The organism is Neobacillus sp. K501 (assembly GCF_053749995.1).
Window position 1 is genome coordinate 167,412 of the sequence record NZ_JBSLYA010000005.1, and the last position, 26,998, is coordinate 194,409.

Below are 26,998 nucleotides of genomic sequence, written 5' to 3' on the forward strand. Positions count from 1 at the left end.
CACAGTGCAAAGGGTTTTAACTTTCGAATAGACTGTGGATATCATTAAGTGCGGTCCCATGGACATCAAATTCAGGGATGCTATTACTTTTTTCTGAATCAGATGTGTGTTGTTCAAGCTCCTTTAATTTCTCTTCCTCTTTTTTAAAACTCAATCTACATCAACTCCCTATTAATTGAAAACAATTTACTTAATGTATTTTTTCCCATAAAAAAGGATATAAACCTATTTTTTTCTTTACGGCTATTCCCATACCCTCGATCAGGAGGAAATCTATTTCCAAAATAAAACTTTAAATTTAGTGTTGATTTTTGTCGGAATCCATTGTAATATTATCAATGTCGCCGCTGCGAAGTGGTGAAGTTAGTAAAATCGTTTTCTAGTATGCGGGTGTGGCGGAATTGGCAGACGCACCAGACTTAGGATCTGGCGCCGCAAGGCGTGGGGGTTCGACTCCCTTCACCCGCACCAATCAGTTTTATATGCGGAAGTAGTTCAGTGGTAGAACACCACCTTGCCAAGGTGGGGGTCGCGGGTTCGAATCCCGTCTTCCGCTCCAAATGAATTGCCGGGGTGGCGGAACTGGCAGACGCACAGGACTTAAAATCCTGCGGTAGGTGACTACCGTACCGGTTCGATTCCGGTCCTCGGCACCATTTAATAATATATGCGCCCGTAGCTCAATTGGATAGAGCGTCTGACTACGGATCAGAAGGTTATGGGTTCGACTCCTTTCGGGCGCGCCATATTATATCGGGAAGTAGCTCAGCTTGGTAGAGCACTTGGTTTGGGACCAAGGGGTCGCAGGTTCGAATCCTGTCTTCCCGACCATTCCTAAACAACAATTTGGGGCCTTAGCTCAGCTGGGAGAGCGCCTGCTTTGCACGCAGGAGGTCAGCGGTTCGATCCCGCTAGGCTCCACCATAATTTTATATCCTATATTTGGCGGTGTAGCTCAGCTGGCTAGAGCGTACGGTTCATACCCGTAAGGTCGGGGGTTCGATCCCCTCCGCCGCTACCAAATATTTATACTGCGGAGGAATACCCAAGTCCGGCTGAAGGGATCGGTCTTGAAAACCGACAGGCGGGTTAAACCGCGCGGGGGTTCGAATCCCTCTTCCTCCGCCATATTATTTTTCATAAAGTTTTCCTTCAGTGGAGGGGTAGCGAAGTGGCTAAACGCGGCGGACTGTAAATCCGCTCCCTCAGGGTTCGGCGGTTCGAATCCGTCCCCCTCCACCATTTACATAGGGGTATAGTTTAAAGGTAGAACGAAGGTCTCCAAAACCTTTGGTGTGGGTTCAATTCCTACTACCCCTGCCAAATGCCGGTGTGGCGGAATTGGCAGACGCGCACGACTCAAAATCGTGTTCCGCAAGGAGTGTCGGTTCGACCCCGACCACCGGTATCACTTTTTATTCTTTTTTATTATCGTCAATTACAGAAGAATTAAGTAATATCAACGTTAATTTAACGTCTCTACAGTTATTGTAGGGGCGTTTTTTGTTGTTTTTTTCTTCAATTTTCACACGACAAAATATATTAAAATCGTGTGCATACAGTCGTGTGTGTAAGTAGGAAAGGGTTGTTTAATTATGGCAAGAAGGAAAAATGTCTTGGATGAAAGTGAACTGGCGATTATCGAGAAAAAAAGTAAAGTATATGTTGAAACTTTTAAAGACGCTATTGATCTATTTGTTAAGGATTGCGAATTAAGAAACCTCCGACCATTCACTATTAAGTATTATTTGAATGAATTTCAGGCTTTTCTTAATTCATTAACTGTACAGGAAATAAATGTTACTGTATTAAAGCCTTATAAGGTTACTGAGGAACATATAAAAGAAAACGTAATACTCTTTATGCGGAACCATAAGGGTCTTAAGGTAGTAACTATAAATACTCGCTTGAGGGCATTAAGGACGTTCTATAACTTTCTTTACAAGGCTAAACATATTCCAGTAAATCCAATGGAAAATATCAAGTTATTGAAGGATAGGAAAACCATCATAGCGACCTTTTCAAAAGAACAGCTAAATAAATTATTCAAGCAGCCTGATTTAAAAACCTTTACTGGTGTTCGTGACTATACCATAATGATGTTAATGCTTGAAACTGGAATACGTGTGAATGAGTTAGTGGGTGTGTCATTAGCTGATATTCGTTGGGAAGATAATCTGTTATGTATCCGGAACGCTAAGAGTTACAGGGAACGTTTAGTGCCTATTCAGAAGGTTATGAAAGACCAGTTAAAGAAATATATTGCTATTCGTGGATATGTTGAAAGTGACGCTTTATTTGTCACTGTAGATGGTACTAGATTAACAAGAAGGGGCGTTCAGCAAAGGATTACTACTTATGGAGGCATGGCAAAATTAAAGGACGTTCGCTGCAGTTGTCATACGTTTAGGCATACATTTGCAAAACTTAGTGTTCAGCAGGGGGCAAATATATTTGAGTTACAAGCCATTCTAGGTCATTCAAGTATGGAAATAGTAAAGACATACGTAAATCTTTTCGGAAATGATGTTCGAGATCGGCATAAAGAATTTTCACCATTAAAGGTGTTAAAAAATAGATAGCTAACAGCATTTTTAAACTGTTGGGGATAAACCTAACAGTTTTTTTGTTTTCAATATTTTTCCTCTGTAAACGTATTTGTATGGACCTGATTTATAATAATAAACTTCAATAAATGAATGAGATTAGGGTTAGTTAAGTTAAATTAAGGCTAATTGGAATAAGGTATGTTAGAATCTCTTAAAATAAGTAAATATATGAATGTAAAAATTTAACTTTATGATTTTAGTAAATTTCCGAATTTACTTTTAGTTATAGGTAAAGTTAATAATGAACAAAAGGGGATAGTAAAAATAAAAAATATGGTTGGAGGGATATATGCAAAAAATAACATTAGTAATAGATGACATATTACTTAAGATGTTAAATGAAATAAAAGAACATCGCGAAAAGGAAACCAAGAAAGAATTTCCTTTTGATGAATTGATAAATTCATTCATTATTGCACACTACATGGTAGAGGTTAAGGAAAAAAAATTAAAGATAGAATTTATTGATTAATGCGTCAGGGAAATTAACCCCTGACTTTTGAAGAAACCTATAAAAATTATAAGGAAAAAGCAATTGATAGGACTTATACAATTAAGGAATATGCAGATGAAGCCCCAGTTAATATTTTTGGTGAGGAAGTATGGAGAGTAATTGGTAAACTAGCGGAAAACTTTGAGTTTAGTAATTTGAGGACATTTGAAAAAACAAACCTATTTATAAAAGAAGTAATTGCAGTGGTCGGGGAAGATAATTTCACTGATAAATTTACAAAAGATGACGTTTATCGAATGTGCTTTGCAACTGTATTTTATAAAATTGAACATAAGGATGAAATGGTATTATTAGATAACAATAATGATAAAAGCAAAATTATGAATGCTTATTATACAGAGGACAAAAGCGGACTCATAGAATACATATCTAATTATATTCTAAGAAATACCTTGGATAATGATAGGAGTAAGAGTGTTTTTTACCTTATAAAGAATTGGTATGATTCGGGTACATTTTCAAGAGAAACTATTTTTAGTTTAATTGATTTAATAAATAGTTATGAAGAAAAGCCCCAAAATTTCTATTCATCGGAACAGGAGATAGTAGAAGTTATTAAATATTCAAGAGAGTATATTAGAAATCTAAACGGAACTGAACAATTACAAGAGATTGTATTAAATCTACAAACTGCTTTTCCTTGGTGTGAGATATTATCTATTGATTTTGGAATTAGTATTGAGGAAATCCTAAATAGGGTAAAAATGAATATCTCTAATCATATCAACGTTGAGAAAACTATTTACGAAAATGAAATTGATTTATGGCAGTTTCATGTTGAAGGTGAAGAAGCAAGAAATGTATTTAAGTTGATAAACGAAGCGATAAAAGTTGAATATTATGACCAGTTGCTAAAGCGAATAAAGGATTCTTTTGTTCAACGATCATACCAAAATTATTCGTATTTAAGAAAACTCACTGACTCGATTAATTCAACTACTTCAAAATTAATTATAGATAGAGTACTAACAAGTTTAGATGACAACGAATACTTTTTTCCTATCCCTTCAGGGAAGATTTCCGATGAACAATGGCAATGGTGTCATCTGATTATTAATCTGATTGCAAGTATTGAAGGACATGGGGTTATAGCAGGTTATTATGGTGTATTTTCAGCATATATTTTTAGCTTAGAAATTACCAAAAAGGATAAAATGCTTCAACATAGGTTAAAACAACTATTTGGAAAGCAATATTTTTCTGAACAGTCACCTTAAATGGTGGCTTTTTTGTTGATTTACCGTTTCCTTTTAATATTCTGTCCTTTTTCCTCAAATTAAATAAATTGTGAATATTACCCTTTGAAGAAAGGATTTTATCGTTTTTTGTGGAAATATGTAAAAAGAACTATACCAGGGAGGGAATATTGTGTCGGTTTTAACTTTAACATTTACTCAACAAATCGAGGAAGCTTTAAAAAGCACTCATTTTTTACCTGAAGATTTTAATATTACTACAAAGGATTATTCAGGTTATGTAAGATTAACAATTGCGTATAACTATATGCCAGAGTTTTCTTTTTATAGTAATATTTTTAAAGAAGAAGAAAAATTTACTACTGAATTTACCCCAGGAAAGATTACTAAGGTAACGAGAAAAAAGGATTTGGATTCTTACGAATTCTTTGAATCTATTGAAGAATGGTTAGATAATGCATATACAGAAATGAATAGTATACCTTTAGCTAGGAAGGTAAAAGAACAAGAAGAGGTATTAAAGTCCTTTCAAGAAAAAATCCAAGCTATGGATGAAGCAGGGGAGAAACATTTTACTAAAAAGGAAGGTGAAGAATTACGTAATAGGCTAGATAAGTTGGAGGAATACCTTAGTGAATCAATTAAAGAAAGAACTGAATCAGAAAATAACCAGAAAAAAGAAATATCTGCTCTCCATTCTGAGATTGATACTCTAAAGACGCAATTAGAAATTTTAAGTAGGAAAAATTGGTTTCTTTCCCTTTCAACGAGAATGTATAACTGGTACAAAACAAATCCTCTTTTAGCAAGGCAGTTGGCTGGATTTACTAGAGAAATGCTACCACAAGAAGCGAAAGATGTTGTTTCACAAGAAGCACTTAATCAATTATTATTACCTCCAGATGCGGGAACAGGTCCATCTGAGGCTTCAGGTACATCTGAAAATCAATAATGGATTTCACTTGAATTGTACCATTAAGAAGAAGCTGTTACCCCTCACGGGTAGCAGTTTTTTATACTAGGATATATTGATAAGCTTTTTAATTTTATTTGAGGTGGAAACTATGTGTGGACAGAATCCATGAACTGCGTGAACGTAATGGCAGCGTTGTAAAAAAGAAAAAGTAAATGGCAGAAGAAAACAATGAATTACGATGTGAAATATGTGAATTTGATTTTTATAAAACATATGGTGAATTGGGCAAAGACTATATAGAATGTCACCATACTATCCCTGTTTCGGATTATAAGGAAGATTCTTAGACAAAATTGAATGATCTTATTTTAGTTTGTTCTAATTGTCATAGGATGTTACACCGTAAAAGACCTTGGTTAAAGAAAGAAGATTTAAAACAGTTAATTCAAATAAATGGAAATGTTAATGAGGGAAAATATGTCTAGTGTAGTAAAAAATCAACATTATGTACCTCAATTTTATTTAAATTATTTTGCTAATGAGAAGGGAAATATATTTGTATATGATAAGTTTAATTTAAAATCGTTTCCTTCCAACTCCAGAGGAATTGCAAGTGAAGGTTATTTCTATGATATTAAAAATGGTGAAATGCAAAATATTGAAAAATACCAAAATACAAAATATGAAATATCCTTTAGTAATTTTATGCACTCTCTTTGGAATAAGCTTAATAATCACATGTACTTTAAATTAAAAAAGTATGAAAAGGAAGAAATCGCTTCATTCCTCTCTTATCAATATATAAGAACAAAAAGATTTAGAGAAGAATCCGTTAGGTTATTTACAAATCCAGATATTTATAATTCCCCAGCTTATTTTCCACCAAATATTGGACACTTTTTTGTTTTATCCGATCCCATTTTGCTGGAGAATATTTCGTTTAATTTGCTAAATAATTACTATTGGATTATTGGAAGGAATTTAACAAATGAACCTTTTTATACTTCTGATAATCCTTTTGTCCAAAGGGAATCCTTAAGGGATTTGCATATAAAACACAACAAGGATTTTGCTGACTTTTCATTATTAAGTGATGAAATTGCATTTCCACTTACACCTAAATTTATATTGACCTTTTATAAAAAAAATACAACCAATAAGCACCTTCGCCACACTGATAGAAAAGTATTTGATGTTGATAGAGATAATGTTCAATGGTTCAATAATATGCAAATATTAATGTCTTATAGACAAATATATTCTCAAAATAATGATTTTTCTTTTATTGAGAAGATTCAAACGCTGCACAAGAAATTCGGTATAGAAGAATGAGAGTAAATTCAAAAGTACTGTATAGATTTTAAAATGAATGATTAATAAATTTGATCAAGGTGGTTGTTGCGGTGGAATGGTATGTACGACTCAAAGGTAAAGATTTTGAATTACAATGTTTATCGGAAATATTCAATACTGAAGAAGTTTCTATTGAATGGGAAAAGGATAAGGAACAACCACAATACATTCTTAAGTCTAATCAGTTTTTGGAATATAAGAAACCAATAGAAGTTTTAAATAAAGGTAAAGAGATAATACAAATGGTCAATGGTATTGGAAATTTAACGCTTGATTTTTTTAACAATGTCCATGTTGATGCTGTTGTTGGAACTGATGAACAAGGAAAGCATTACAGTGTATTTTTTGATGAGGTAGTTATGATTGGCAGAGGCATTATGACTGCCAAAGGAGAAATTATTAGAAATGGTGCAGTAGTTAAAGATGATGAAGAGTCAATATCAATTCATTCTAATTGGATTAAACTTAGTTTGAAAGATGAGAATGTTAAAACTGTTATTAGACAATTATCTTATGGAATAGATAGTTGGGTAAATTTATACAGAATTCTCGAGGTAGTTGAGGGTGACCTAGGTAAGAAACACAATGTTGCTTCAAAGGGGTGGACAACGAAAAAACAAAGGGATTTATTTAAACATACTGCTAATAATCCTCATGCCTTGGGTGACCATGCAAGACATGGGTGGACTAATGACGATCCTCCCAAAAATCCAATGGAATTAAATGAAGCAAAAAATATGATTAGAAATGTACTTATTGGTTGGTTTAATTTAAAAACATAGATAACAAATCTTACTAAGGATAATTAAGAAGAATTTGGAATGTCGCTAAATTTCAGCGACTTTTTTTATTTTAAAAAGGTGGTAGTTAACAACATATTGGAGGGAAGGGAGTAATAACCGTGTCGCTGAGGACAATTCTAACAAACTTATATCTATTCAAGTGGGTATTGGTCAATTAATTAACTATATAGCGTTAATACAACTAATACCATTCCCCTATCAGGGGTTACTCTGATTCTTCTCCAGCTTTGTAATAGGTAAATGGAAATGTGATTAAGAGATGATATTCAAACCATATTTACTGTCAGAATTTTGATTGAAATATGGTGGAATATATAGGAAAATTATACTAATAATATTTTACTAGAAATGAAGGGGAGGAAGATGGTGAGGAAAAACCTTTTCATCAGTTTTATTGTTCTAACATTTTCTATAATTCTCTTAAGTGGATGTGGTAGTCAAGGAACGGCTAATAAAGTTGTAAATGCCTTAGAGGACAATGACTATTACACAGCTAACCAAATTTTTGATGATGCACTTGATGATTCCCAAAACGATGCTGAAATCAATGATGCTACTTCACTTGCAATTCGAGAGTATTTAGATGAATTTTATGAAGATGTTGAGTCAGGTAGAAAAAGAGAAGAATCATTAAGTAATCTCTTAAACAATATTGATAATATTGGTGTTTATGATGGTGTCCTTGATAGGAGAGTTCAAGATTATAAATATATGTTATCTGGTACATATATAGAAGATGACACCTATGAAGATGAAAGTTATGAGGAAGAAGAGTCCTACGAGGAAGAAGAGTATTACGAAGAAGAGGAAGTAGAAGAAGTTTCCACTTCAGATAATCCATACACTGCTACTAATATTGATCATGATTGTCCTGATTTTGCAACTGGAGAAGATGCACAACTTTTTTACATAGCAAATGGCGGCCCTGAATATGACCCCCATGATTTAGATAGAGATAATGATGGAAGGGCTTGTGACTGGAATCCGTAATTTGTAAGACTTTGTTATGGCTAAAAATGGGGAGTAAGGAATATTACTATTACTCCCTTAATTTACATTATAAGAATCCTTATTTATCAAGTCTTACAGCGTTTAACTTTGTCTTAAATAGTATGCACTATTAGTCCTTTTCCTCAGTTCTTTCTTACAAAGATCGCTACACGTTAGTGTATTCTTTGAATCTGTTTTATATGGTTGCTGACAGGCTTTACATTTACGGCTATACCTACCTATTTCAGCCTCTTTGTATGTAATGCCGTGTAATTTGTGATAGGTTTCCTGTAATACCTTATCATTAGGTAATACACATACTTCAAACCAATCACATGAAATATTTTTGCCGTACTTAGAATAATAATCGCAAGTGCTATCGGTTAAAATGCAATTACCTTCAATGAAATTACTACAAGTGGATTTACATAGATTTTTGACCTTTTTAATTGTTTGTTTATCCAACAATGTACTCATTAGCTACTTTCCCTCAACTTTTTTATCCAGTATTTTGTTTTGCCTCTGCTAACCCCAAAGGTACGGGCGATTTCTGAGATTTTATGTCCTTGGTTATATAAATCCAACATCTCTTTTGCTTCCTCAGGAATAGGGTTAGGAGTCCTTCTTTTAGTGGCTTTCCTATTGCTGCAATTACTTAAAATGCAATGATGATTATGTTTATTATTAGGATTGAGTAAGTAAAGGGGTTTCTGAAAAAAAACAGAACCGCAAAGGACACAGCCGTATCTAATAATTGCTTTTTCATTGATGTAACGGTCGATAACCACTATCCTACCCTTTAGTAATTTGTCGATTTCTTTTTGGTGTGCACGATTTTCATTAACGTACCTTAGTCTAAAAAACACTGGTTTCCTCTCCTTTAAATAAGAAAAAGATCACTTTTCAGTGACCTTCTGAATGTTTTTATTCCTGTCTGTAATAAATTTTGCTATTTCCTCATCGTCAAAAGTATCTTTATCCGATTCTAATCCAATTGCTAAGGCTAAATGAATCTTAGCGACAGGAGGAAGGGCTTTAACTTCATTCAGCCGTTTTCCATTACTGACAGCATCGATAATATTATTATCGAAATTCACCTTATTTCACCTCACTAGGTTTAGTGATACGTGAAGAAATACTTCCCATACGGGCATAGGCTATATCGCTGTCACTGATTACCTCGTTAATACCACTAATAGTTGGTTTCCATGATTCCTGATTAAAGCCGTACTTTAATTGAGGATACATTTCTAATACCTCTTTATCCTCGAAAATATCTTTAATATCAGGTGCTACTTCCCCATACTGAACAGCCATTTCCATATCTTAGCTGTTTAACAATTTCCGTACAGTCATATTTATTTGACTTTGCCATTTGGTCGTTACTAAGTGCCTGCCGTAATAATGGGGCGTTTTTTATTTTAAGTTCAGTCTTAGCCTCGTTTAGACGTTCTAGCATGGATTCTATAACGGCTGTCTCATTCACTATATCTCTAGCCTGTTTGTTTAAGTAAACCAGTTCCCCAACATCATCAGTAGACTGTTGGTCAAGTAGGTTAGCTGTATGTTCTATCTGTAAATCCTCTAATTTTTGTTTAAGCTGCAATTCCTTTTCAACCAGTTTATCAGCTGCAGCCTTATATAAAGCAATAGCCTTTTTAGTTTTAGTGAATAGATTCATATAACTAACAGTCTTATCTATTGCTTTCGTATCAATCTTTATGTTCATTTAAAACCCCTCCTTATTGTTATTTGTAGCCTCTTAGTGCTTTCATTTCTAATATCTTAGCGATAGAGTTTAACTCGATATTCGATACTCGTAGTCGGTAAATTGCATCTCTTAGCTTACTCTCGTAATAAGGTGTAAAAGAAATTTCTGTTTTTTCAAGTTTCGCAATCGTGCTAGGGTCAACGTTCATATAATTTGAGAAGGAAACTAGCGTATGGTTACGTAAGAATCGAATTTGCTTTACATAACGGTAATCTAACTCGATATTGTATGGACCTCTTTCCAAAGTATTCACCTCAATTAATACCTCTATTTTTTGGGATTAGAATTACAAATAAAAAAGAGTGACAGAAATAGTCACCCTTTACAATTGTACCTATCATTTCCTCATTCTATTTAGGTGTGAAACTACCACCTTATACAGTCACTTTGGTAAAAAATAATAAAAGATAGTGTCCTAATTTACAACATTTAAGCAAGTACCTCTCTGAGAATAAAAAAATATGAGGTGCTAACAAAGTGGGAAAAACTACAATCGAAAAAATGTTTGATAAAGAATTAGAACAAATAAAGAACTTTTATTAGATACAGATTTACAAATGAAGGGATTAGAGAGGATGTTAGATGATATTGATACATAGCTTACCAAGTTAGATAAAAGTATGATTGATTTTGAGAAAAATGTACTTCCTAGAATAGAGTGTTATAAAGTACTTTGGAAATTGTGTTGCATTACAGGACAAACAACACTATAATCTTAATTGTTAACTAATCGTGTGAATAGAAGAAAAAGTAACAACTATCAATTACTGTAGAATTACTTAATATCACTGATAATTTACGATAATTAATAAGTAAAAACGGAACTAACTGACTCAAAATCGTGTTCCGCAAGGAGTGTCGGTTCGACCCCGACCACCGGTATCAATTAAGGTCAATGCTTTGTTTAATCCAAGCATTGGCCTTTTTTCTTTTTCTAACCTGGCAAATTAATCTGCTATTCCTCGTAACGAAATGATATAAGCGTGTCATTGAAACGAATGGAGCAGAATTATAGTAAGAGTAATTTATGGAGCACACCCGCCTCTTGATGAGTGGGTATGCTTATATTGTTCAGAATTTGGAATGGGTAAAAAACATTTAATAAGTTTCACTTAAATGACATGCTAGGAGCAAGGTAAGCCAGTCATTAGGCTCATTTAGATCCACCCCTAATAATTCCTCTATTTTTCTTATTCGGTGGTAGAGTGTATTTGGGTGAATATGCAACCGCTCTGCTGATAAGGAAGTAGAGCGGTTAGCAGCAATATAGGTTTTCAATGTAAGCTCCAATTCACTTGACTGTGCCTTTGGTTCTTGCAGTGGTGACAACACTTCTTGGATAAATTGCTCAATTTCTTTGTTCTGTTGATTTAAAAACAATCGGTTAATACCGATGTTTTCATATCTCATGAGACCTGTATGGTTACGATTTAAAAGATACGATAATGATTTATTCGCCTCCTCGTTGCTCTTCGCAACATGTTCAAGTCCTGTATAAAGTCTTCCGATACCACCATATAGTGGAGGTGCATTGTTGTTTTTCCACCAATTTACAGCTGAATTAAGTTTCTGGATTAAGCTGTTCTGTTTTGATTCATTGGCGGCATGAAGGATGATTGTCACTTTATGGTCAGAGCTAAAAAGTAGATTGTCTGAATACCCCAATTCTTTATGTAGTGAAGCTATTAGGCGCCGTATGTGTACTTCTCGTTTCTTCACATCTTGTACCTTTGTAGAAAGTTGAAGTATGGCGACAAACATTGGTTTTTCTGGTGATAGACCCAATTCTTTTGATTTAGTAGCAAGTAAATTGGGTTCTTTACTCTGTAAAAGCTCACGATAAAATTCGTAACTTCTTTTATAGTGAAGTTCCGTAATGGAATAAATATTGACCATTTTCAGCGCGACCAAAGCACTGCCTTGCTCTAAAATTACTGTATCAAGAGGTTTGAAGGGCCTAAGCTGCTCCACTACAAAATATCCAATTAGCATCCCTTCGTTCACTATGGGGTACAGATAAAAGGATGTTTCGTTTTCTCTGGTGAAGGTTAGCGGAGATAAGCGATTCTCCCAATCATCAGGAAATTGCGTGTCAGAAAAGATAGTTGGTGCAGATGGATTTTGAGGATACCATACATTTTTGGTTAAATCAACGAGAGAAACAGGGAGACCAATCATTTGTTCTACTGTTTTAGCGACCATGACCAAATCGGTATCTTTCAACGAAAGCTTAGTAAAAACTTCATGAATTTTATTTCGTTTCATTAGGTAATCATTCTTTTTACGGAGTTCTGAAAATAGTCTTGCATTTGTGATGGCAATCGCTGCTTGATCGGCAAACCCCTGTAGCCTATGCAAATCCTCTATGCTTAGCTTTCTCTTTTTCTTAAACTGGTGGACAACCATCACTCCACATTTTTCCTTATTCATCCTAACTGGGACAGCCATGATAGTATAATTTGCTCCTACCTCGGAAAAGTTGAGGGCATTCATTAAGCTAGAATAATTCTCCTCAGATAAATCACTTATTGCCTCAACGCCCTCTTTTTTATTGTGAATGTAACCGGTTTGTTCCTGGAATACCTTCCCTGCAATCCCTTCACCGATATTTATCTTATATTCATAGATAGTAGGGCCTAACCCGACACTTGCTACTGGGACAAGCTTTTGAATCTCTGAATCGTAAATGGATAAAAAGCCGCGGTCAACTCCAGGTATGGAAATTAATGCGTTATGCATGATGCTGTGCAGCAATTCGTTTAAGTCTAGCATAGAAGTAAGTGAGTGCATTCCTTGAAGCCATGCATCCAGCTCTTTCCTATGAAGGTTAGAATAATTTTGTAGCAATCTATAACGAACCTGAAGAACAATATGATCGCACTCTAATGGCGATAACGGTCTGTAAGATTGGATACTGGTTCGAACCGCTATGGAGTCGGGAACTTCTGTTTCAAACAGAAAGAGTTGTCTACCTGTGTGGGAATCATAGTATGTCTGGAAAGATATGCTTTTCTTAAATGATAATTTGGACCATGCCTCATGGCTGTAAATCACCGCTTCATCCTCGGAAAGGGGGTTGCCATATATCAGGACCCATTCATCTGTGGAATCCAAAATCCAAACTTGGTAGGTGAAAGACCCGAACATATTGTCCAATTGTATATTATCCTCGAATTGTTCCATATTCCAACCCCCAAATGAATGTGTGTTTTCTAATTATTATCTTATAAATTGTGGACTCACACAATATAATTCTAAATTCATTGTGTATTCTGACAATGACGAGTTAATGGTATTTTATTATAATATTCTTAATTAATAGAAAAAAGGGGTGTTGTAGTCATGAGCTATTCGACTAAACCATGGTTAAAGCATTACAACTCGGAAATTAATGAATTCGCTTCCATTAAAAATATTTCTTTAGACGAAATGTTTCAAAATGCTGTAGAACGATTTTCAGATGATATAGCCATTCAATTTTATGACATGGCATGGACATTTAAAGAACTCTCGTCCGTGGTTGATAGATTTGCTGCTTCCCTCTATCAATTAGGCTTCAAAAAAGGGGACCGCCTTTCCATCATGCTCCCAAATTCACCACATTATCTTTTTTCGCTTTTTTCAGCCTTTCGACTAGGGGGTATAGCTGTTCAGGTAAATCCAATGTATGTGGAAAGAGAAATAGAGCATGTCTTAAATGATTCACAGTCTGAATACATGGTTGTTCATGAGAGTTTGTATGCTAGAGTGAAGCAGGTTCAAGGCAATACTCCGCTTAAACGTATTGTGGTTGTGGGCTTTGGACATCAAACTAATGAACTTACAGAAGAAGATTATTATTTTGATAGTCTTGTAGAAATGGACACTAAATCTGCACCCCAAGTTGAAATTGATGCAGAAGAGGAAGTAGCGATTTTGCAATACACGGGTGGAACAACCGGTGTATCAAAAGGTGTCATGCTGACTCACAGAAATATCATGTCCAATTTAGAACAAGTAAATGATTTTATATTTAAAACCATTGATACGCCTCATAATCCAAAAGTTATGTCTGTCCTGCCAATGTTCCACGTGTATGGTCTGACGTGTAATGTATTTCTTGGCATCCATACGGGCAGTAATCTTATTATCCTGCCTCGTTTTGACGTACAGGAAGTAATGGAAACGGTTAAACGTCACCGTCCATTCCAATTTTCAGCCGTACCGACCATGTTTATTGCATTGAATAACCATCCGAAACTAGAAGAATACGGATTCGATAAAATTCCTTATTATAACAGTGGCGGGGCAGCAATGCCGATTGAACAATTACATTTATTTGAAAAACGAACAGGAGGTAAGATATGTGAAGGATACGGCCTTTCAGAAGCATCTCCTTCGACACATATCAACCCATCTTTTCTTGAGAGAAAAGTTGGAAGTATTGGTTTACCAGTTCCAAGTCTCGAGGTGAGGATTGTCCAAGTAACTGATTATGGGTTTGAAGAAGTGCCGGTTGGAGAAATTGGTGAATTAATTGTTAAAGGTCCACAGGTTATGAAGGGATACTGGAACCGTCCTGAAGATACAGAGGAAACGATCATAAACGGATGGCTTCATACAGGTGATATAGCAAGAATGGACGAAGATGGTTATTTTTATATCGTCGATCGTAAAAAAGACATGATCATTGCTAGTGGTTTCAATGTGTATCCTCGTGAAATTGAAGAGGTCCTCTATAATCATGAAGCCGTTCAAGAAGTCATTGTTGTTGGTGTGCCTGATCCCTATCGAGGTGAAACCGTTAAAGCCTTTATCAAATTGGTCAATGATGCCTTGGTAACAGAAGAAGAAATGATTCACTTCTCGAAGCAATATTTGGCACCTTATAAAGTACCTAAATCTGTTAAGTTTCGGGACGAGCTGCCAAAAACCTCGGTTGGAAAATTGTTGCGTAGATCACTTCGGGATGAGTCAGCAATTGGAACTAAATAACTATTAGAAAGGAGAAATGAAAATGAATATTAGCGAATTATATGATATCAAAGGAAAAACAGCTATCGTTACAGGAGGCGGAAGGGGACTTGGCGAACAGATTGCCCTTGCCTTTGCCGAAGCGGGAGCCAATGTTGTGGTATGTTCCAGGAAAGTAGAGGCATGCCAAGAAGTCAGTGAACGACTTGAAAAAATGGGTGTACGTTCACTCGCATTAGAATGTGATGTTTCAAAAGCCGAAGATATTCAAAGAGTGGTAGAGAAAACAATCCAAGAATTCGGAACGATTGATATTTTAGTCAACAATAGTGGTGCTTCATGGGGTGCACCAGCGTTGGAAATGGAAGCTAAACATTGGGATAAAGTGATGGATGTTAACTTGAAGGCTGTTTTCCTTTTTTCACAGGCTGTAGGAAAAATCATGGTTGAACAAGGTTCTGGAAAAATCATTAATATTGCTTCTATCGTTGGTTTCGGAGGACAAGATCCAAAGATTATGGACGCGATTGGTTATACAACCAGTAAAGGTGCAGTCATTACTTTTACACAAGATTTAGCTGTTAAATTAGCCCCATACAATGTTCATGTGAATGCCATTGCGCCTGGCTTTTTCCCATCAAAAATGACAAATGGTCTATTGGACTATACCGGTGAAAAAATACTTGAAAGAACCCCAGCAGGTCGTTTTGGCTCAGATGTTGATATGAAGGGCCCTGCTTTATTCTTAGCATCAAAGGCTTCAGATTATGTATTTGGTCATGTCTTATTAGTAGATGGTGGAACAAAGGCAGCAGTTCAGTAATTTCTAAGTATAACCAAAGCTCACACATACTAACTAGTTGGTATGTGTGAGCTTTTTGGCAGAAAATAAGGGTAACCATACATACGAATCGCGTTCTCGGAGCAGGTTCGTTAGGGCATATCAATGCTCATACAGAACTTTACTTATTAAAGACAGATAAATAAGTCCAGTTTCTTTATTAATATAGTGTTGAAACTATTATTTATGATTCCATGAATAACCCAAAAGAGAGATTAGAAATAGTTTACAAAGGTGGAATACTCTACTATAATAGCTTTTGTAACAAAAAATGAATACTAGACAAATAGGTTTCTTAAATGATCTGAGTGAGATTCATTTGAGACTAAGAGGGAAGTTGGTGAAAATCCAACACGGTCCCGCCACTGTAAGCGAGTAGGAAGGTTATAAAGATCCACTGTGTTTTAAAAAACATGGGAAGGGAAAACCAACCGTTGATTCGCAAGTCAGGAGACCTGCCTATTTTGTATTTAAGCTTCCTCGAGGAAAGGAATGTTTAAAGTGCAGGCAATCAACTGGGTAAATAATATTACTTATTATCAAGATTGCAAGTTATCATGCTGTCGACAAGACTTAGTATTATAAAACTGCCTTTTTACTTTACGCTTTCCTCCGGAACAGCGTTTTTTTGTGTTCAAAAATTAAAGGAGGAAAATGTGATGAAAGAGATTGTAAGAAAATGGGGTCATTTCGGAGTTGTTCTCCTGTTAAGCATGGGGATTATTGCAGGATGTGGTACACAAGAACAGAACTCTTCGCAAGATAAAGCAGTTGCTACCGAAAAAGAAAAGACAAGTGATAGTGGAAAGGAATTTCCTGTCACGATCACCGATGATGCGAATCGAAAGGTAACGATAGAAGAGGAACCTGAAACCATTGTTTCGATCCAAGCAAGTAATACCGAAATCGCCTTTGCTCTTGGAGTAGGAGATAAATTAATTGGCAGATCCGATTATGATAACTATCCAGAGGAAGCCCTTAAAATTGAGAAAGTTGGTGGACAAGATATCAATGCAGAACTTGTTCTCTCCCTTCTACCAGATGTGGCTCTGGTAACGGATTATCATTACAAAACACATCCAGATGTCTTGAAAAAGTTTGAAGAAGCCGGTATTGATGTGGTTGTTGTTGGAAGTGCTACTTCCTTTAAAGATGTTTATGAAAACATTGAAATGATTGGGGAAGCTACCGGAACCAAGACGGAAGCGGAAGAAATTGTGACTGATATGAAAGAGCGTCTACAAGCAATTAAAGACAAAGCAGCAGATTCAATTAAAGATAAAAAGAAAGTTTGGGTAGAGGTTTCGCCAGCTCCAGACATTTTTACGACAGGAAAAAACACCTTTATGCACGAGATGCTTGAGTCCATTCAAGCTGTTAATGCGGCAGAAGATCAAGAGGGCTGGGTGAAAATGACCGAAGAAGAAATTGTCAAATTAGACCCTGAAGTGATCATTACAACGTATGGCTACTATATCGACAATCCAACAGCTGAGGTATTAAACCGTGAAGGATGGACAGAAGTGCCGGCTGTAAAAAATGGAAAAGTGTTTGATGTTGATAACGATACGGTGACAAGACCTGGTCCTCGTTTAATTGAAGGAGTCGAGACACTTGCGGAACTTATTTATCCGGACATTTTTAAGCAATAAAATCGGTTGGTTATATTTGATAAGCGGAGGGCTTGTACTTGGTACAGGCCTTCTAGGTTTATTTTCAAGCAGCGTAACCGTTCCGGTTCAGACTATTTTACATATTATCTTTGAAAAAGTGTTTCATGTGAGTTTACTAGACGAGGTAGCCAAAAATGAAGAAATGATTATTTGGAATATTCGTCTGCCAAGAGTTCTTCTTGCTTTTTGTGTGGGGGCATCCCTATCGTTAGCTGGTGCAGCTTTTCAAGGATTATTACGCAATCCACTAGCAGATCCCTATACGATTGGGGTGTCCTCGGGTGCCTCGCTGGGTGCCGTTCTCGTTTTGTTTTTTCAAGTGACCATTGTTGCTTTAGGGGATTTTACGCTTCCGATTTTTGCTATTTTAGGTGGTTTATTCACGTTATTAATAGTATTCGCACTTGTTCGCTTAAGTAGTAAAAGCTTAGCGATTGAAACAATTATTTTAGCGGGAATTATCGTTAGTGCCTTTATAAGCGCGTTTGTCTCTCTCCTTATTTCATTAGGGGATCGTGATGCGATGACGCAAATTATCTACTGGTTATATGGCAGTGTTGCCATGAGAGGATGGAGCTATGTTCAACTCATTATACCATTTATGATAATCGGCTCGATAATACTGTTCTACTTCCAGCGTGAATTAAATGCCTTGGCACTGGGAGAGGATGCCGCCGATCATATTGGAGTCGATGTGAAAAAAGGGAAGACCTTCGTTCTCATTGGTGCCTCGTTATTAACGGGAGCTGCAGTCGCTGTTTCAGGGTCAATTGGCTTTGTTGGACTAGTCATTCCACACCTTGTCCGGCTTGTAACGGGTCCGAATCATCGCCATGTTCTTCCGCTCTCCTTGCTAATAGGAGGAGCTTTTCTCATTTTAGCTGATTTACTGGCTAGAACCCTGATTGCTCCAAAAGAGCTGCCAATTGGCGTGATTACTGCTTTAATTGGTGCACCTGTATTTGCCCTTTTATTGATTAGAGAAAGACTTGGGAGGGGGACGAGTAAATGATTCACGTTCAAAACTTGGTTGGTGGATATAGCCATTCCCCCATTATTAAAGGTTTAGATTTTGACATTAATAAAGGAGAGTTTTTTGCGCTTCTTGGTCCGAATGGGAGTGGAAAAACAACCCTTTTTAAACTCATTACCGGGCAGTTATCAAGGATTAGCGGGAAAGTTTCCATCGATGGTAAAGAAATTACATCCCTTTCTAAACTTGAAAAAGCCAAAAAAATGGCGGTACTTACACAGGAAGTTCAAGTTTCCTTCGATTATTCCGTGGAAGAAATCATTAGTCTTGGACGTTATCCTCATCAAAAGGGGATTTTTAAACAACTTTCGAAGGCAGACCGAAAAGTCATTGATGAGGTGATGGAGCTCACCCAAATAAGTGACTTTCGAAAAACTCCATTTCGAATGATTAGTGGTGGAGAAAAGCAAAGAGTCTTATTGGCCAAAGCTTTAGCACAGGAGCCTGAAATCTTACTTTTGGATGAGCCTACCAATCATTTGGATATTAAACATACCTTTCACATGTTGAATCTACTGAAAGAACGGCAACTATCATCAGGGTTAACCATTTTTTCGATCCTCCATGATTTGAATGTTGCTTCGCTCTATGCAGATCGTATCGCCCTGCTTCATAATGGGAGCTTTTTAGAAGTAGGAGATGTAGACCTTTTGAGGAAAGAAGAGCAATTAAAGAAGGTTTACGAGGTGAAAGTGAAATCTCAAGCTCACCCAACTGTTCCAAAACCACAGCTTCTTATGACACCCAATTATTTTACATCAAGCAATTCCCTAAACTTTGATAGTTCTTATAAAATAAAACAAACCGAAGAATATCTTCACGTTCAATTTGATAAGCCATTACGGACTTTATCCAATTCATTCACGGGTGCTGGTATACAGTGGTTAAAACATTTTTGTCATTATCATGTGGCGGAAAAAAATCATAACTCACACCCAGAAAGAGATTTACATCAATTGATGGAGAAATACTCCATTCCTCATGAACAAGCAGCCGGGATCATGACGGCAGCAAATCTCGGGGATATGGTGATGGTGAAGGAAGAAATTGAAAACATTCAAATGATGGCAATTGTGACAGGGGATACTCTGGGAAGTATTAACTTAATGCTTTTCATAGATGCCCATTTTACAGATGGAGCCCTTGTGGATGGATATATGGCGGCTATTGAGGCAAAAGTGAAAGCATTGCAAGATCATCATATGGTAGATTCTCAAAAAGTTAGTAAATCGACCGATACTCTGCTTCTTGCACTTACACAGCAAGGGGAAATATTACCGAATGCAAGCTCAGGCACAATGTTCGGGGAAGGAATCAGACAAATCGTCTATCGTGCTATAAAGGAAGCGATTGGTAAGAATGTAGAGTTGATTCATTAACATCACGGAAGGGAGAATGAGTAGATGACGGAAAGAAGATTGGTCATTGCTGGCACTGGAAGCGGTGTTGGAAAAACAACAGTAACCATCGGTTTAATGTCTGCATTAAAGAAATCTGGCTTAACCGTACAGGGGTTTAAATGTGGACCTGACTATATTGATCCTTCCTATCATACCGCAGTAACGAAAAGAAATTCTCGAAATTTAGATAGCTGGATGCTGTCAAAAGAGGATGTGTTGGATATTTTCACCCATGGCAGTCGAGGGTCTGACATTTCCATCATCGAAGGGGTAATGGGCTTTTTTGATGGGAAAAATCCAGAAACCAATGAAGGAAGTACGGCTGAGATTAGTATGATTACGAAAAGCCCCGTTTTACTTGTAGTCAATTGTGAAAGTATGGCCCGAAGTGCTGCAGCGGTTGTCAAGGGTTTTCAAAGTTTTGTTGAGGGCCCCAATATTGTTGCTGTTATCGCAAATAAAGTAGGGAGCGAAGGTCATTTCCAGCTTGTCAAGAAAGCGATTGAGCAGGAATGTCACATTCCTGTTATCGGTTATTTGAAACGAGAACTAGATATTGAGATTCCAGAGCGGCATCTCGGACTCATTCCTTCGATGGAAAGAGGGGAACTGGATTCGTTTTTTGATCAAATAGGCACGCTAGTCAGTGAGACTGTCGATATAGATACGCTGCTCCAATTAGCGATTTCAGAGCCGTTAGAGGTAAGTCGAAGATCTTCCATTTTTGAAAAGAAGAGAGAGCAAGTAGTGAAAATCGCGGTAGCAAAAGATAGCGCCTTTAATTTCTATTATCCTGAGAATCTAGAAATCATGGAAGCGGAAGGTATGAAAATTGTATATTTTTCGCCACTTGCGGATGAAGAGATACCTGAAGGTGTAGATGGACTTTATCTAGGCGGGGGATTTCCTGAAGAATTCGCAAAAGAACTTGCCGGTAATCTAAAAGCAAAGACTTCCATAAAGGAAGCAGTTGAACAAGGTTTACCTACACTCGCTGAATGCGGAGGGTTCATGTATTTGACGGAGTCCATTGAAACGACGGACAAGACGAAATATGAAATGGCGGGAGTAATTCCCGGCAGCGTGCAAATGCAATCCCAATTAGCATCATTGGGATATCGTGAGATTAGCGGACAAAATGATAATTTTCTCCTTGAAAATCTGAGTGCCAGAGGGCATGAATTTCATTACTCCACCTTTCAAGCTGCTGAGACAGAAGTTCCCTATGCTTATGAAACGAAGGGCCTGAGAGGTGTAAGCAAAGAAGGGTATTTACTTCATCATTTAGTAGCTGGGTATACTCATTTTCATTTCGCCTCTTGCCCAGAGATGGTTGAGAATTGGATAAAAAAATGTTTAGAGATTAAGAGGAAACTGAAATGAATTTTAAAAACATGAGGAGGTTTTTATATGAGATTAATATCCATTTGTCCCAGTAATACAGAATTAGTCGGTTACTTAGGATTAACTTCTTCGTTGGTGGGAGTAGATAACTACTCGGATTGGCCGGAAGAAATTCAATTATTGCCAAGACTAGGTTCAGATTTGGATATTGATATGGACAAAGTGGAAGCATTGCAGCCTGATTTAGTCTTAGCCTCGCTCTCTGTACCAGGAATGGAACGAAATATTGAAGAACTAAAAAAACGAAACATCCCGTATGTCATTGTCCCTAATCCTAAGACATTAACAGAAGTAGGAGCAAGTATCTTATTTGTTGGGGAAGTGACGAACTCTTCCGAGAAAGCGAACCAATTATATAAGAAATATAATCTGATCCTCGATAAATATCAATCAATAAGTAAACAAGTGGATAAGCCAATCACACTTTATTGGGAATGGTGGGCAAAACCAATTTTTACTCCTGGAGCAACCAATTGGTTAACGGAAATTAGTAAACTTGCAGGGGGAAGAAATATATTTGATGATATGACCCAAGCAAGTGTTCAAACAGATTGGGAAGAAATCGTCCAAAGAAATCCTGATGTGATTTGCGTTATATGGGTGGGTGTCCAGAAAGAAAAAGTGAATCCAAAGGTGATCTTAAAACGCCCTGGGGCAGAACAGTTGGCGGCCATCAAAAAAAATCAATTGTATGTATTAGAGGAACCATTGTTTTGTAGACCTTCACCAAAATTATTAATTGGTTTACAAAAGATTGCTAGTATTCTTCATCCTGGTATTTACCCGCGGTATAAAGAAAATCTTGATCCGTTATTAGAGGAAGATGTTGACTTCCTTACATAAAGGTACTTTTTAACACTCCCCAATTGTATCCATGTTGGGGAGTGTTTTTTGAAAAACGTGCTCGTTACTAAAATTTGTGGGCTTATATAATGTTGTCCTGAATGATAAAATGAATAAACTATATTAAACTAACAATTTGTCTAAGTTTAAGATATTTGATACAAATAGGTGTGATGAAGTTATGAAAAGCAAGACAGCAATAATCAGGATGATTGGTCTATATTCTGTGTGCATCGTTTTCGCTATTTTTCTTCTAAATCGCAATGAAGCAGGACTCGAACGTGTTACAACAGTCTCGTCTGTTGCCTCTGAACAAGGAAAAAATACAATAGATCGTGTATCTAAAGAAGAAGAAAAAACCATTAAAGATCAATCTTCTAAACAGGACAGCGATAATACAAAACCATTATCAGATGAAATCAAGGATAAGGTTAGGGAAGTATTGGATGGGGTAGTTAATTTCTTTGAAAAAGATGAAAAGATTGTCGCAATCGGAGACTCACTCACGGAGGGGGTTGGCGATGAAACAAAGAGTGGCGGATACGTTGGGATTCTTAATCACACGTTTGAGGATCATAACCTTAATATCAAAATAGAGAATTTTGGTAAAAAAGGTAATCGTTCAGACCAATTACTAAAACGGTTGGAACAAGAAGAGATTGCCACGGCTATTACAAAGGCTGATAGTGTTTTAATCACCATTGGCGCCAATGATATTATGAAAGTACTAAAAAGCAATTTTATGAACCTTACGCTAGAACCATTCCAACAAGAAAGAGTGGAATATCTCGAGCGTCTAACTGCGATATTTAATAAAATGAACGAATTGAACCCAGATGTTCAAATTTATTTAATCGGTTTTTATAATCCTTTTGAAAGTTATTTTGCAGATATTAAAGAATTAAATATGATTATTGATAATTGGAATGAGGCAGGAAAGTCTTTGACTGAAGAATATGAGAATGTGACGTTCATTCCCACCAAAGATCTATTTACGAATCGCACGATGGATTTATTAGCGGAAGATCAATTCCATCCCAACACGAGCGGCTATAAACTTATGGCAGAGAGAGTCTTAGAATATATGAAAGTAACAGAGAAAACAGGGGTAGCCAACGCTAATTAAGATTAAGTAACAAAAACGCTGTTGAAAAATCAACAGCGTTTTAGCTTTTAAGGACCTGTTCCCAGGTAATATTGAATGCCCGTTTCCAAACAGTCCAGAGACAGAGGATAGCGAATACTAAGTAAAGATAGATGCCATACCAGACAAAGGTGCTGACAAAATGCACACCAGCAAATAATACAACAAATAGCATTAATCCGAAAATGAGGCCGGAGTTGCTGTTTTGATTGTACTGATCAAAAGACTCCGAAAAAGGAATCGATTTTTTTAGAAGCATAAAACAAATGACAGCATACGTACAGGCGTTGATAAATACGACAACCAGGTCTGGCAGAACTCTTACCCCAAATAGGGCAATAAAAATGACACTAAGAAGCAAGTAAACTGGCAAATATAAGTTGAAAATAAACGACTTGATCGTGCCGCTAAAGATTGGTTTAAGTTGTTGAATAGGGGAAACCCTGTAAATCCATGCCCCTTTATATTTACCTGAAAACTTCAAAAGAATCATGATCGTCGGAACGATAATTAAACTAAAGTATATTGTTAAATAAGATTTACTGGTAGATAAATGATCAAAATCAGTATTAAAGCCATTCATAATAAAAATAATCGGAATCACGATGGAGAATCCCAAAGATGGATAAACCTTCAACTTAAAATCTCGTTCATTTTTCATCATGGAACTGGCAAATCGGAAAAAGGCTCGTTCCTCATTACTGCGACAAACCACTTGAAGCATGAAATCGCGAATCTTACTTTTTCGCTTTTCTTTCGTTTTCCCTTGGTAAGCAAGCTTCTGGAGATTTTGCTCGAAAATGGGATTGAGCTTAATATAAATCCAGATGGATAGAATAGGCATCCCAATTCCCAAACCTGTAAATACAAGGTGAAATGGCTGTACATTACCATTCATAAGTACATCCATCATCGTGCCATACCACATTGGGAAAAGAAATACTTGCCACCACTGTGGTTCCAGTGAAATGTTGATATCAATTAACTCAAAGGAGCGGACAAGTAGTTGATAGCCAACCATAATGGCGAAAGATAATACGATTTGGACATAATTAATAATATCTTTTAATTTCTCCCCATCAAAGAATCGGAGAATAAACAAATAGATGAGTGCAGTTAATACGATGATTAACAAATCGATTAAAATTACGGTCACCACTGTAATTACGAAAAACCATAGACCATGCCGGATAAGCCCAACAATGAGAGGAATACCCACTAGTGCAATCGTTAGATAAGATAGATAAATCACAATGTGTATCATTTTTGCCATGCTAATCGTTCTGCGATCAACTGGCTTTGGATACAAAATGTTTGAATCACGGATATCTAGTAAAACAGAGGAAAAGTCAGAAATCATCGATGTCATGATAAAAAAGGTAAATACCCCATAAAAGAGGCTCATTTGAAACAAGTAATTTTCTCCCATGAGGATAAAGGGGAGCATGAACAAACCAAATAGAACATAGATCCATAAGGATTTTATATACTGATTATTAGCATCCTTCTCTTTCTTTTTTCCATTTTGTGTGAAAATAGTAGGCACCCGCCGACCATCCATCGTTAACTTAACTTGTAAGATTCTCCTCAGAATCCTGTATTCTATACCGGCGCGGATAAAAAACCTCTCGAATCGATCCAATAGTTTCAGAGTGCGATAGTCTTGCATGCCTACATCTCCTCTACAATCGATACAAATCTTGTCGCGCGTTCCTGATGTTCACTAAACCCAGTCAGTTGATTGAAAATCTGTTCTAGAGAGCCTTCCGCATTTTGCCTCTTTAACTCTTCAAAGCTGCCATCCGCCGCAATTTTTCCGTCATGGAGCAGAATAATCCGGCTGCTAATTTTTTCGACCACGTCCATTATGTGAGAAGAGTAGAAGATGGTTTTTCCTTGTGCAGCGAGTTGGGTCATAATATCTTTGAATATCATCACACTGTTTGCATCGAGGCCGTTGATGGGCTCATCAAAAAACAATAGCTCTGGATTATGTAATAGGCTTGAAATGATTAATAGCTTTTGCCGCATTCCTTTCGAGTATGATGCGATGCGAGAATGATAGACCTCCCCTATCCCGAAGAGCTCCATTAAGCTTTTGGCCTTATAGTCAGCAAAGTCAAATTTTAGCCCATATAATTCGCCAATAAAGGTTAGATATTCATGGCCAGTTAAATTGTCGTATACCTCCGCAATCTCCGGCACATAACCAATTTTCCTTTTATATTCGCTTTTTTCATCTGCAATATCCTGTCCGAAGATTTTGATTTCACCTGAATAATCGCCCTCGATACCAAGCATGAGTTTAACGGTAGTGCTTTTTCCTGCGCCATTTGGCCCAATATATCCAATGACTTCTCCTCGGTTTACTTTTAGGGAGACACCCTTTAAGACTGCTTTTTCGCCATAATCCTTTTTTAAATCTGTTATGATTAAGATAGCTTCTTCCATCCTGTTCTCCTCATTTCTGGATTGTTTCCATTTTAATCCTTTTTTACTAGTTTACCATAATAATTGGTAAAACTATGAACAAACCTAAGTAATTTTCCTTTGCTTCATTGCTAGAATTAAGATTGGCAGTAATGCTGCTATAAACACTGCTGGTAAGAACCAAATCCCGAAACCATTGAACCAGCCAAAGGCAATCGCAAACGATTCGAGTTGAATCGTTTGCAAAATGAGTAAACAAATGTTTTTTAAAATATTCATCATTTTTCTGCTCAATAGGTAAAACGCTTTTGCATTGGATTCATTCAATCTTGCAGGATAATTATGCCACTCAGGATGTTTTTCAAAGAATTGCATCATGGCGAGTAATAATAAACTTATAATAGGCAGGATGCTGAGCTCCCATGTGGATCCCCATCGATCCACCTCGCCGGATCCATTGAAGTGTGCAGGCACTTGGTCAGGAAGATTACCCCATACGATCACTAAGAATAAGAGAGTACCAATCAAATAAGAATAGCCAATCATATCCCATACTTTTTCACTTTTCGTTTTCGGAATATCGATGGTTGGTCGTTTCCATGAACCAGTCATTAGCGATCACGTTCCTTTCTTTTTGGACCTTCCTTATTTACGAATGATTTTCAAAGAAGGTTCCAAAAATTCCCGAGTTTGCAGGGGGGAATAAACGACATAAAAAGGATGATTTCATCATATTTATCATCAATGAGAGGATAAAGAGGTGAAAAGCATGTTTTGTCATGTTGGCAGAAGATTGATAGTTTATCTAATTGGGAGTACGATCTTTGCGACATTTATCGGATATACACTGTACAAGGTAGGCCTTCTATCGTTTCCAGGTATACCCAAATCTCCAAATGATCTTAAAAGTAAGGAGCCTAACCGGAATAGGAGAATTGGTAAAATTCGAGTTACTTAGAGATTTCATGCTTTCATTATATGGATCAATATGTCCTAACGAATGCTTTTTAAAATAACTTTAATAAAAAATCTGTAAAACCTGTTCATTTGTAGGGCTTACAGATTTTTTTATATTCCCAGCCTCAAGATACTCTCTTTTCAATCGCTTTGAAACGGAATAGGACT

26 protein-coding genes, 11 tRNA genes and 1 riboswitch are annotated in these 26,998 nt (G+C 36.6%); of the genes, 26 read left to right on the forward strand and 11 right to left on the reverse strand.

The window, feature by feature from the left end; translation table 11 throughout:
* Nucleotides 1-16: 16 nt before the first annotated feature.
* On the reverse strand, nucleotides 17-154 hold the full coding sequence (locus ACWM35_RS13630) for a hypothetical protein (RefSeq protein ID WP_454819293.1): 138 nt from the start codon (nucleotides 152-154) through the stop codon (nucleotides 17-19).
* A 232-nt stretch (nucleotides 155-386) separates the two neighbouring features.
* Here ACWM35_RS13630 and ACWM35_RS13635 point away from each other — a divergent pair.
* From ACWM35_RS13635 to ACWM35_RS13720, 18 genes are all read left to right on the forward strand, one after another.
* Nucleotides 387-471 (forward strand) — tRNA-Leu (locus tag ACWM35_RS13635).
* 13 nt (nucleotides 472-484) lie between these two features.
* Nucleotides 485-559 (forward strand) — tRNA-Gly (locus ACWM35_RS13640).
* An 8-nt stretch (nucleotides 560-567) separates the two neighbouring features.
* Nucleotides 568-656, forward strand: a tRNA-Leu gene (locus tag ACWM35_RS13645).
* 13 nt (nucleotides 657-669) lie between these two features.
* A tRNA-Arg gene (locus tag ACWM35_RS13650) sits at nucleotides 670-746 on the forward strand.
* An 8-nt stretch (nucleotides 747-754) separates the two neighbouring features.
* Nucleotides 755-831: transfer RNA gene (locus tag ACWM35_RS13655), tRNA-Pro, on the forward strand.
* Nucleotides 832-848: 17 nt separating this feature from the next.
* Nucleotides 849-924, forward strand: a tRNA-Ala gene (locus tag ACWM35_RS13660).
* A gap of 20 nt (nucleotides 925-944) precedes the next feature.
* Nucleotides 945-1,021 (forward strand) — tRNA-Met (locus ACWM35_RS13665).
* A gap of 14 nt (nucleotides 1,022-1,035) precedes the next feature.
* Nucleotides 1,036-1,128, forward strand: a tRNA-Ser gene (locus tag ACWM35_RS13670).
* Between the two features lie 29 nt (nucleotides 1,129-1,157).
* Nucleotides 1,158-1,242: transfer RNA gene (locus tag ACWM35_RS13675), tRNA-Tyr, on the forward strand.
* A 7-nt stretch (nucleotides 1,243-1,249) separates the two neighbouring features.
* Nucleotides 1,250-1,323: transfer RNA gene (locus ACWM35_RS13680), tRNA-Trp, on the forward strand.
* Between the two features lie 3 nt (nucleotides 1,324-1,326).
* Nucleotides 1,327-1,408, forward strand: a tRNA-Leu gene (locus tag ACWM35_RS13685).
* Nucleotides 1,409-1,595: 187 nt separating this feature from the next.
* A complete protein-coding gene (locus ACWM35_RS13690) occupies nucleotides 1,596-2,582 on the forward strand; it encodes a tyrosine-type recombinase/integrase (RefSeq protein ID WP_454819294.1) in 987 nt (328 codons plus the stop codon).
* 316 nt (nucleotides 2,583-2,898) lie between these two features.
* Nucleotides 2,899-3,081 (forward strand): hypothetical protein, encoded by a 183-nt coding sequence (locus ACWM35_RS13695; protein WP_454819296.1) that lies wholly within the window; start codon nucleotides 2,899-2,901, stop codon nucleotides 3,079-3,081.
* A 176-nt stretch (nucleotides 3,082-3,257) separates the two neighbouring features.
* Nucleotides 3,258-4,340: a hypothetical protein gene (locus ACWM35_RS13700; RefSeq protein WP_454819298.1), complete on the forward strand. Its 1,083-nt coding sequence runs from the start codon at nucleotides 3,258-3,260 to the stop codon at nucleotides 4,338-4,340.
* Between the two features lie 151 nt (nucleotides 4,341-4,491).
* Nucleotides 4,492-5,271, forward strand: coding sequence for a hypothetical protein (locus tag ACWM35_RS13705; protein WP_454819299.1), 780 nt, complete (start codon nucleotides 4,492-4,494; stop codon nucleotides 5,269-5,271).
* 441 nt (nucleotides 5,272-5,712) lie between these two features.
* Nucleotides 5,713-6,567, forward strand: a complete 855-nt coding sequence (locus ACWM35_RS13710; protein WP_454819301.1) for a DUF4238 domain-containing protein — start codon at nucleotides 5,713-5,715, stop codon at nucleotides 6,565-6,567.
* Between the two features lie 71 nt (nucleotides 6,568-6,638).
* On the forward strand, nucleotides 6,639-7,370 hold the full coding sequence (locus tag ACWM35_RS13715) for a hypothetical protein (protein WP_454819302.1): 732 nt from the start codon (nucleotides 6,639-6,641) through the stop codon (nucleotides 7,368-7,370).
* Nucleotides 7,371-7,757: 387 nt separating this feature from the next.
* Nucleotides 7,758-8,381: a hypothetical protein gene (locus ACWM35_RS13720; protein WP_454819304.1), complete on the forward strand. Its 624-nt coding sequence runs from the start codon at nucleotides 7,758-7,760 to the stop codon at nucleotides 8,379-8,381.
* A gap of 102 nt (nucleotides 8,382-8,483) precedes the next feature.
* On the opposite strand, the gene ACWM35_RS13725 is transcribed toward ACWM35_RS13720, so the two are convergent.
* The 7 genes from ACWM35_RS13725 to ACWM35_RS13755 form a co-directional block, all read right to left on the reverse strand.
* Nucleotides 8,484-8,858 (reverse strand): cysteine-rich VLP protein, encoded by a 375-nt coding sequence (locus tag ACWM35_RS13725; RefSeq protein WP_454819306.1) that lies wholly within the window; start codon nucleotides 8,856-8,858, stop codon nucleotides 8,484-8,486.
* The gene (locus ACWM35_RS13730) at nucleotides 8,858-9,247 is read right to left on the reverse strand and encodes a helix-turn-helix domain-containing protein (RefSeq protein WP_454819308.1); all 390 of its coding nucleotides are present in this window, start codon (nucleotides 9,245-9,247) and stop codon (nucleotides 8,858-8,860) included. Before ACWM35_RS13730 ends, ACWM35_RS13725 begins: the two co-directional genes overlap by 1 nt.
* A 30-nt stretch (nucleotides 9,248-9,277) precedes the next feature.
* A complete protein-coding gene (locus ACWM35_RS13735; protein WP_454819310.1) occupies nucleotides 9,278-9,478 on the reverse strand; it encodes a hypothetical protein in 201 nt (66 codons plus the stop codon).
* A gap of 1 nt (nucleotide 9,479) precedes the next feature.
* Nucleotides 9,480-9,698 carry a hypothetical protein gene (locus tag ACWM35_RS13740; RefSeq protein ID WP_454819312.1) on the reverse strand — a complete coding sequence of 73 codons (219 nt, stop codon included), beginning with the start codon at nucleotides 9,696-9,698 and terminating at the stop codon, nucleotides 9,480-9,482.
* The gene (locus tag ACWM35_RS13745; protein WP_454819314.1) at nucleotides 9,667-10,110 is read right to left on the reverse strand and encodes a hypothetical protein; all 444 of its coding nucleotides are present in this window, start codon (nucleotides 10,108-10,110) and stop codon (nucleotides 9,667-9,669) included. Before ACWM35_RS13745 ends, ACWM35_RS13740 begins: the two co-directional genes overlap by 32 nt.
* A 19-nt stretch (nucleotides 10,111-10,129) precedes the next feature.
* Nucleotides 10,130-10,396, reverse strand: coding sequence for an XRE family transcriptional regulator (locus tag ACWM35_RS13750; protein WP_454819316.1), 267 nt, complete (start codon nucleotides 10,394-10,396; stop codon nucleotides 10,130-10,132).
* Nucleotides 10,397-11,250: 854 nt separating this feature from the next.
* Entirely contained in the window at nucleotides 11,251-13,335 is a 2,085-nt protein-coding gene (locus tag ACWM35_RS13755) for a helix-turn-helix domain-containing protein (protein ID WP_454819318.1), read from the reverse strand.
* 159 nt (nucleotides 13,336-13,494) lie between these two features.
* Between ACWM35_RS13755 and ACWM35_RS13760 the strand changes: the two genes are divergently transcribed.
* From ACWM35_RS13760 to ACWM35_RS13795, 8 genes are all read left to right on the forward strand, one after another.
* A complete protein-coding gene (locus tag ACWM35_RS13760) occupies nucleotides 13,495-15,126 on the forward strand; it encodes a long-chain-fatty-acid--CoA ligase (RefSeq protein WP_454819320.1) in 1,632 nt (543 codons plus the stop codon).
* Nucleotides 15,127-15,148: 22 nt separating this feature from the next.
* Entirely contained in the window at nucleotides 15,149-15,928 is a 780-nt protein-coding gene (locus ACWM35_RS13765; protein WP_454819322.1) for an SDR family oxidoreductase, read from the forward strand.
* Nucleotides 15,929-16,217: 289 nt separating this feature from the next.
* Nucleotides 16,218-16,423: riboswitch (cobalamin riboswitch) on the forward strand.
* Between the two features lie 182 nt (nucleotides 16,424-16,605).
* Nucleotides 16,606-17,598 (forward strand): ABC transporter substrate-binding protein, encoded by a 993-nt coding sequence (locus tag ACWM35_RS13770; protein WP_454819324.1) that lies wholly within the window; start codon nucleotides 16,606-16,608, stop codon nucleotides 17,596-17,598.
* Nucleotides 17,561-18,631, forward strand: coding sequence for a FecCD family ABC transporter permease (locus ACWM35_RS13775; RefSeq protein WP_454819326.1), 1,071 nt, complete (start codon nucleotides 17,561-17,563; stop codon nucleotides 18,629-18,631). Before ACWM35_RS13770 ends, ACWM35_RS13775 begins: the two co-directional genes overlap by 38 nt.
* Nucleotides 18,628-20,031, forward strand: coding sequence for an ATP-binding cassette domain-containing protein (locus ACWM35_RS13780; RefSeq protein WP_454819328.1), 1,404 nt, complete (start codon nucleotides 18,628-18,630; stop codon nucleotides 20,029-20,031). The genes ACWM35_RS13775 and ACWM35_RS13780 overlap by 4 nt, the downstream gene beginning before the upstream one ends.
* A gap of 24 nt (nucleotides 20,032-20,055) precedes the next feature.
* Nucleotides 20,056-21,435 carry a cobyrinate a,c-diamide synthase gene (locus tag ACWM35_RS13785; RefSeq protein ID WP_454819330.1) on the forward strand — a complete coding sequence of 460 codons (1,380 nt, stop codon included), beginning with the start codon at nucleotides 20,056-20,058 and terminating at the stop codon, nucleotides 21,433-21,435.
* A gap of 27 nt (nucleotides 21,436-21,462) precedes the next feature.
* Nucleotides 21,463-22,299, forward strand: a complete 837-nt coding sequence (locus ACWM35_RS13790; RefSeq protein WP_454819332.1) for a cobalamin-binding protein — start codon at nucleotides 21,463-21,465, stop codon at nucleotides 22,297-22,299.
* A gap of 181 nt (nucleotides 22,300-22,480) precedes the next feature.
* On the forward strand, nucleotides 22,481-23,425 hold the full coding sequence (locus ACWM35_RS13795) for an SGNH/GDSL hydrolase family protein (RefSeq protein ID WP_454819334.1): 945 nt from the start codon (nucleotides 22,481-22,483) through the stop codon (nucleotides 23,423-23,425).
* A 40-nt stretch (nucleotides 23,426-23,465) separates the two neighbouring features.
* On the opposite strand, the gene ACWM35_RS13800 is transcribed toward ACWM35_RS13795, so the two are convergent.
* The 3 genes from ACWM35_RS13800 to ACWM35_RS13810 form a co-directional block, all read right to left on the reverse strand.
* On the reverse strand, nucleotides 23,466-25,112 hold the full coding sequence (locus ACWM35_RS13800) for a hypothetical protein (protein ID WP_454819336.1): 1,647 nt from the start codon (nucleotides 25,110-25,112) through the stop codon (nucleotides 23,466-23,468).
* Nucleotides 25,113-25,114: 2 nt separating this feature from the next.
* Entirely contained in the window at nucleotides 25,115-25,894 is a 780-nt protein-coding gene (locus tag ACWM35_RS13805; RefSeq protein ID WP_454819338.1) for an ABC transporter ATP-binding protein, read from the reverse strand.
* An 84-nt stretch (nucleotides 25,895-25,978) separates the two neighbouring features.
* Nucleotides 25,979-26,485, reverse strand: coding sequence for a DUF1648 domain-containing protein (locus ACWM35_RS13810; RefSeq protein WP_454819340.1), 507 nt, complete (start codon nucleotides 26,483-26,485; stop codon nucleotides 25,979-25,981).
* Between the last annotated feature and the right edge of the window lie 513 nt (nucleotides 26,486-26,998).